Origin of the sequence: Mesorhizobium sp. M0862, assembly GCF_040319795.1 — a bacterium.
Lineage (GTDB): Bacteria > Pseudomonadota > Alphaproteobacteria > Rhizobiales > Rhizobiaceae > Mesorhizobium.
This window is the reverse complement of sequence record NZ_JAMYOJ010000026.1, coordinates 65076-72144: the sequence shown is the minus strand read 5'-3', so window position 1 is coordinate 72144 and position 7069 is coordinate 65076. Positions and strand designations below refer to the sequence as shown.

The window sequence follows — 7069 nt, the reverse complement described above, 5'->3', positions numbered from 1 at the left end:
TCGTGCAGCCCCTCCGGGTTCGAAAGCAGAATGTCTTTGACGGCAGCGCTGGTCGATTTACCTTCTGTCTTGGTCATGGTGGCGTTCCTTCCAGGGAATCGGTGACGTTGAACATCACCAGCCTGCCATGACCGCCCTCTCTCAGCGAATTTGCAGAACTCTCAGCACACTACCCGCCGCGACCCCCTCTGTCGCCTTTGGCGACATCTCCCCCTCAAGGGGGGAGATCACCGCTGCGCCAGCCTCGCGCTCTCCACCGCAATGCCGAGCAGCGCCTGCCGTGCCAGCGCTTCCGACAAATCCGGCCTGCGCCTGGTCTGCAGCACGGCCGATTGCAGCCGGTTCAGCGCGCGGCTGAGCGCCTCGACGTTCCAGCGCTCCAGCGCCTTCTCCACCAGCTTGCGCCGCGAGAAAAACACCGGCGGACGGGCGCCGGCCATGGCCGAGGCGGCGTTGCGGCCGGCGGTGTCCATCTGGCCGCGCATGACCTGAAGCTGCTGCAGCTGCCGCATCGCCGAGGACAGCACCAGGAAAGGATGGCCGCCGGACAGGCAGTGGCGGGTGAAGGCGGTGTCGAAGTCACCGATCTTGCCTTCCAGCACAGCATCGACCGCGTCGTCGAAGGAGGCGCCGGAAACGTCGCCGGACATCGCCCTGACGTCATCGAGGCCAATGTCCTTCTGGCCGTGGGCGTAAAGCACCAGCTTTTCGATTTCACCGCGCGAGGCCAGCCGGTCGCCGCCGAGATTGCGGCGCAGCGCCTGGCGCGCATCGAGCGCCATCGACATGCCGGCCTTGCGCAGCTCGTCGTCGATAACGCTGTCGATGTCGCGGGCTTCATCGGCATAGCAAGGCAGCGCCATGGCGTTGTCGGCCGCCTCGACCACGGCGCGCAGCCCGACGCCCTTTTTGAGATCGCCGGCCTCGATGAGAATGATGGCGTCGCGCGCAGGCTCCGCCGTCAGCGCCTTGACGTCGTCGGCCAGCGCCTTCTGACCGCTGGCATTTCGCACCCACAGAAGCCGCCGGTCGGAGAACATCGGCACGGTGCGGGCTTCATCGAGCAGCCGGCCCTGGTCGCGATCGACCTCCGCGCCGTCGAGCCGTACGACGGAAAACGGATCGTCGAGCGGCAGGCCGGTTTTCGCGGCAAAGGTTTTGGCCCGCTCGGCGACCAAGCCGCGGTCGGGTCCGTAAAGCAGGACGATCGATATGCGCGCGTCCGGCTTCGCCAGCCACGAATCGACTTCGTATCCTTTTTTCTGCGCCATTAGCGGTGGTTAGCATGGGGAGAGGGCGGAGTGAACGTTCTCCAGAGAGTTCGAGACCCTATTGCCCTTCCTCTCCCTCCGGAGGGGGGAGAGGTGGCTCGGCGAAGCCGAGACGGAGTGGGGGAACCACCTGGCAATCGCCGCGAACGGACAAAGGAAGGGCACTATCTCAAGCGTTGCCTAGCGCCCAAGGGTCGACCCCCACTCCGTCGAGCTTCGCTCGACACCTCTCCCCCGATCGACGGGGGAGAGGAAAGCGCCAGTTCGCCGACCTTGATGCGTTCATCTCTCCCGGAGGCCGTGAAGTGACTATCTGCTGGAAATCCTGCAAAACTTTGCGCCTAATTGCGCGCCGCTCCCCAACATCGACAAGAAATTTCGCCGACATATCTGCATCTTGCGGTCGCCTGCCGGCCGTGACGCCGGATGGGTTGCGGCGCCCCATGAATTGGCGCTGTGCCGGGCGCGCGGATGTGCAAATATCACCGCAGCAAATGGGAGGACCATGGTCATGACCGATGCTGGGATGTTGCGGTTTCATGTGCCGGAGCCGGAAGTGCGGCCGGGCGGAACGCCCGACTTCTCCAACGTGCCTATCCCCAAGGCGGGCTCGGTGCCGCGACCGGACATCGATGTCGATCCGCGCACCATCCGCGACATGGCGTTTTCGATCATCCGCGTGCTCAACCGCACCGGTGAGGCGGTCGGGCCGTGGGCCGGGCTGCTCACCGACGAGGAGCTGCTCGAGGGGTTGCGCCACATGATGACGCTGCGCAGCTTCGATGCGCGCATGCAGATGGCGCAGCGCCAGGGCAAGACCTCGTTCTACATGCAGCATCTGGGCGAAGAGGCGGTGAGCTGCGCTTTCCGCAAGGCGCTGGCGCCAGGCGACATGAATTTCCCGACCTATCGGCAAGCCGGCCTGCTCATCGCCGACGGCTATCCGATGGTCACGATGATGAACCAGATCTATTCCAACGAGGCCGATCCGCTCAAAGGGCGGCAGCTGCCGATCATGTATTCGTCGAAGGAGCATGGCTTCTTCTCGATCTCCGGCAATCTGGCGACGCAATACATCCAGGCGGTCGGCTGGGCGATGGCTTCCGCTATCAGCAACGATTCGAAAATCGCGGCGGCGTGGATCGGCGACGGCTCGACGGCCGAATCCGATTTCCATTCCGCACTGGTGTTCGCCTCGACGTACAAGGCGCCGGTCATCCTCAACGTCGTCAACAACCAGTGGGCGATCTCGACGTTTCAAGGCATTGCGCGTGGCGGCTCCGGCACCTTTGCCGCGCGCGGCCTCGGCTTCGGCATTCCGGCGCTGCGCGTCGACGGCAATGATTATCTCGCCGTGCATGCCGTGGCCAAATGGGCGGCGGAGCGGGCGCGGCAGAATCTCGGGCCGACGCTGATCGAATATGTCACCTACCGTGCGGGCGCGCATTCGAGCTCGGACGATCCGTCGGCCTATCGGCCGAAGACGGAATCCGACGCCTGGCCGCTCGGCGATCCGGTGATGCGGCTGAAGAACCATCTGATCCAACGCGGCGTCTGGTCGGACGAGCGTCACGCCCAGGCCGAAGCGGAAATCCTCGAGACGGTGATCGCGGCGCAGAAGGAAGCTGAAGGCCACGGCACGCTGCATGCCGGCGGCAAGCCGTCGACGCGCGAGATGTTCGAGGGCGTGTTTGCCGAGATGCCGCCGCATCTCAGGCGCCAGCGCCAGCAGGCGGGAGTCTGACCATGCCGAGACGGACCATGATCGAGGCGATCCGCGACGCCATGGACGTGTCGATGGCGCGCGACGAACGCGTCATCGTCTATGGCGAGGATGTCGGCTTCTTCGGGGGTGTCTTCCGCTGCACGGCAGGCCTGCAAGCGAAGTACGGCAAGAGCCGCTGCTTCGATGCGCCGATCAACGAATCCGGCATTGTCGGCTCCGCCATCGGCATGGCCGCCTATGGGCTGAAGCCATGCGTGGAAATTCAGTTTGCCGACTACATGTACCCGGCTTACGACCAGCTGACGCAGGAAGCAGCACGCCTGCGCTACCGCTCGAACGGCGATTTCACCTGCCCGATCGTTGTCCGCATGCCGACCGGCGGCGGCATTTTTGGCGGCCAGACGCACAGCCAGAGCCCGGAAGCGCTGTTCACCCATGTGTCGGGGCTGAAGACGGTGGTGCCGTCCAATCCTCATGATGCCAAGGGGCTGCTGATCGCGGCGATCGAGGATCCCGATCCGGTGATTTTTCTGGAGCCGAAGCGGCTCTATAACGGACCGTTCGATGGCCATCACGACCGACCGGTGACGCCATGGTCGAAGCATGAACTGGGCGAGGTCGCCGACGGCCATTACACGGTGCCGCTCGGCAAGGCGGCGATCCGCCGGGCGGGCTCGGCCGTCACCGTGCTCGCCTACGGCACCATGGTCTATGTCGCGCAGGCGGCCGTGGAAGAAACCGGCATCGATGCCGAGATCATCGATTTGCGGACCCTGCTGCCGCTCGATCTCGACGCGATAGTCGCTTCGGTGAAGAAGACCGGACGCTGCGTCGTCGTGCACGAGGCGACACTGACCTCCGGCTTCGGCGCCGAGCTGTCGGCGCTGGTGCAGGAAAATTGTTTCTACCATCTGGAAGCGCCGGTGGCCCGCGTCACCGGTTGGGACACGCCCTACCCGCATGCGCAGGAATGGGATTATTTCCCGGGGCCGGCCCGTGTCGGCCGCGCGCTTCTCGAAACCATGGGAGCCTAGGGATGGGCGAACACATCATCAAGCTGCCCGATGTCGGCGAAGGCGTTGCCGAGGCGGAGCTGGTGGAATGGCACGTCAAGGTCGGCGACCTCGTGCGCGAGGACGCTTTGCTCGCCGCCGTGATGACCGACAAGGCGACGGTGGAAATACCTTCGCCGGTCGATGGCGAGATCCTGTGGCTGGGCGCCGAGATCGGCGACACGGTGGCGATCGGCTCGCCCATCGTGCGGCTGAAAGTGGCGGGGGAGGGCAATGTCGCCGAAGGCTCGAAATCGTCAGAGGTCACGGCGGCACCGACCCCCCCCCCTGCCGGGGCGAGCCACGGGTCTCGCCCGTCCTCCGGACCCCCACAAGAGGGAGGCGTTTCGGCCACGAAATCCGACGCCAAGTCGCCACCACCTGCACCAGCAGCCAAAAGCGCACGGGCAGCTGAGACTGAATCCCCCTCCCCCTTGTGGGGAGGGGCTAAGGGTGGGGGTGCTGCGCCGACATCTAAAGGTGCGGCACCCTCCGGCGCGCCGCGCCCGGAGGGCGAAAAGCCCCTGGCGTCGCCCGCCATCCGGCTCAGGGCGAAGGAGGCGGGGATCGATCTGCGCCAGGTGTCGGGTACCGGCCCTGCCGGCCGCATCAGCCACGAAGATATCGAGGCATTCCTAGCACGCGGACCGCAGGTAGCGAAGGCGTCGGGTCTGGCGCGCAATGACAGCGTCGAGGATATCAAGGTCATCGGAATGCGGCGCAAGATCGCCGAAAAAATGTCGCTGGCGAAGTCACGCATCCCGCACATCACCTATGTCGAGGAGATCGACGTCACAGCACTTGAGGAGTTGCGCGCGGCGCTCAACAAGGAAAAGCGCAAGGGTGTGGAGAGTCCGAAGCTGACGCTGCTGCCGTTCCTGATGCGGGCGATGGTCAAGGCGATTGCCGACCAGCCCAACATCAACGCGCTGTTCGACGACGAGGCCGGCATCATCCATCAGTATGGCGGCGTCCATATAGGCGTTGCCGCGCAGACGCCGTCGGGCTTGGTGGTGCCGGTGGTCAAGCACGCCGAGGCGCGCGACCTCTGGGATTGCGCGGCCGAGCTCAACCGCCTGGCCGAAGCGGCGAAGTCGGGCACGGCCAGCCGCGACGAGCTGTCGGGATCGACCATCACCATCACCTCGCTCGGCGCCATGGGCGGCGTGGCGACGACGCCGGTCATCAATCATCCTGAAGTGGCGATCGTCGGCGTCAACAAGATGATGGTGCGGCCGGTCTGGGACGGCACCCAGTTCATCCCGCGCAAGATGATGAACCTGTCGTCGAGCTTCGATCACCGGGTGGTCGACGGCTGGGATGCGGCGGTGTTTGTGCAGCGGATCAAGGCGCTGATTGAGGCGCCAGCGCTGATATTTGTGGATTGAGGGGCGGAACGACCGAGATGACGGCGGGACAGCGCCCCCTCTGCCTTACCAGGCATCTCCCCCACAAGGGGGGAGATTGGACGTCACGCAGGGTTTCGCCAATCTCCATCGTTGCAGGAATGAGCGAAGCGAAGAAGCTGCTGATCTCCCCCCTCGTGGGGGAGATGTCCGGCAGGACAGAGGGGGGCGCGAAGGATCGCGACGGAACATTCCCTCGCATCAAAGGGTCACGCCATGAAAGAAATCTCTTGCAAGCTGCTGGTCATCGGCGCCGGGCCCGGCGGCTACGTCTGCGCTATCCGTGCCGGCCAGCTCGGCATCGATACGGTGATCGTTGAAGCCGGCAAACCGGGCGGCACCTGTCTCAATGTCGGCTGCATCCCGTCCAAGGCGATGATCCATGCGGCGGAAGAGTTCGAGAAGGTCGCGCATATGGCCGGCGGCAGCAGTCCGCTCGGCATCTCGGTAGCAGCGCCCGTGCTCGATCTCGGCAAGACGGTTGCGTGGAAGGACGGCATTGTTAGCCGGCTGACCGGGGGCGTTGCCGGGCTACTGAAGAAGGCCAAGGTCAAGACCGTCTATGGCTGGGCGACGTTCCGCGACGGCAAGACCGTCGCGGTCGAGACCGAGACCGGCACCCAGATCATCCGCGCCGAAACGGTTGTGATCGCCACCGGCTCGGCGACGGTGGAACTGCCGTTCCTGCCGTTCGGCGGCCCGGTGATTTCATCCACAGAAGCGCTGGCTCTCGGCGAGGTGCCGAAAAAGCTCGCCGTGGTCGGCGGCGGCTATATCGGGCTCGAGCTCGGCATGGCCTTTGCCAAGATGGGCGCCGCGGTGACCGTGGTCGAAGCCTTGCCGCGCGTGCTGGCGCAGTATGATGCGGAGCTGACCCGGCCGGTGGTGAAACGGCTCACCCAGCTCGGCGTCGAGGTGATGCTCGGCGCGAAGGCCAAGGGGGTCAACGGCGACGCGCTGCTGGTCGAGACCGCGGACAGAAAGAGCGCCAGAATTGCCGCCGATAAGATCCTGGTCACGGTCGGCCGCAAGCCGGTGACGGAGGGCTGGGGCCTCGATCAGATCGATCTCGACATGGCCGGCAAGTTCATCAAGATCGACGACCAGTGCCGCACCTCGATGCGCGGCATCTATGCCATTGGCGACGTCACCGGCGAGCCGATGCTGGCGCACCGGGCAATGGCGCAAGGCGAAATGGTGGCCGAGATGGTCGCCGGCCACAAGCGCAGCTGGGACAAGCGCTCGATCCCGGCCGTCTGCTTCACCGATCCGGAACTGGTTACCGCCGGGCTGACGCCGGAAGAGGCGAAGGCGCTGGGCGAAATCAAGATCGGTCAGTTTCCGTTTGCCGCCAACGGTCGCGCGATGACCAAGCTCGGCGAGGACGGGTTCGTCCGGGTGGTCGCCCGCGCGGACAACCATCTGGTGCTGGGCATCCAGGCGGTCGGGCAAGGCGTGTCGGAACTGGCGGCGGCATTCGGACTGGCGCTGGAAATGGGCGCGCGGCTGGAGGATATCGCCGGCACCATCCATGCCCATCCGACGCAGGGTGAGGGTTTCCAGGAAGCCGCGCTGAAGGCCCTGGGCCACGCGCTGCATGTTTGAAGTGCGCTT

The 7069-nt window shown here is 65.2% G+C and carries 5 protein-coding genes; 4 read left to right on the top strand and 1 reads right to left on the bottom strand.

All coding sequences use genetic code 11. The features are described from left to right. Nucleotides 1-227 precede the first annotated feature (227 nt). On the bottom strand, nucleotides 228-1271 hold the full coding sequence (holA, locus tag NKI15_RS27980; protein ID WP_352515525.1) for a DNA polymerase III subunit delta: 1044 nt from the start codon (nucleotides 1269-1271) through the stop codon (nucleotides 228-230). A 511-nt stretch (nucleotides 1272-1782) separates the two neighbouring features. On the opposite strand from holA, the gene NKI15_RS27975 reads away from it, so the two are divergent. The 4 genes from NKI15_RS27975 (at nucleotide 1783) to lpdA (ending at nucleotide 7060) form a co-directional block, all read left to right on the top strand. Next, nucleotides 1783-3015 carry a 3-methyl-2-oxobutanoate dehydrogenase (2-methylpropanoyl-transferring) subunit alpha gene (locus tag NKI15_RS27975; protein WP_023687602.1) on the top strand — a complete coding sequence of 411 codons (1233 nt, stop codon included), beginning with the start codon at nucleotides 1783-1785 and terminating at the stop codon, nucleotides 3013-3015. A gap of 2 nt (nucleotides 3016-3017) precedes the next feature. After that, the gene (locus tag NKI15_RS27970; protein WP_023687603.1) at nucleotides 3018-4031 is read left to right on the top strand and encodes an alpha-ketoacid dehydrogenase subunit beta; all 1014 of its coding nucleotides are present in this window, start codon (nucleotides 3018-3020) and stop codon (nucleotides 4029-4031) included. 2 nt (nucleotides 4032-4033) lie between these two features. Continuing rightward, nucleotides 4034-5437, top strand: coding sequence for a dihydrolipoamide acetyltransferase family protein (locus NKI15_RS27965; protein WP_352514258.1), 1404 nt, complete (start codon nucleotides 4034-4036; stop codon nucleotides 5435-5437). Nucleotides 5438-5671: 234 nt separating this feature from the next. Then, complete coding sequence (gene lpdA, locus NKI15_RS27960) at nucleotides 5672-7060, top strand: dihydrolipoyl dehydrogenase (RefSeq protein ID WP_352514259.1); 1389 nt, start codon at nucleotides 5672-5674, stop codon at nucleotides 7058-7060. The last annotated feature ends 9 nt before the right edge of the window (nucleotides 7061-7069 follow it).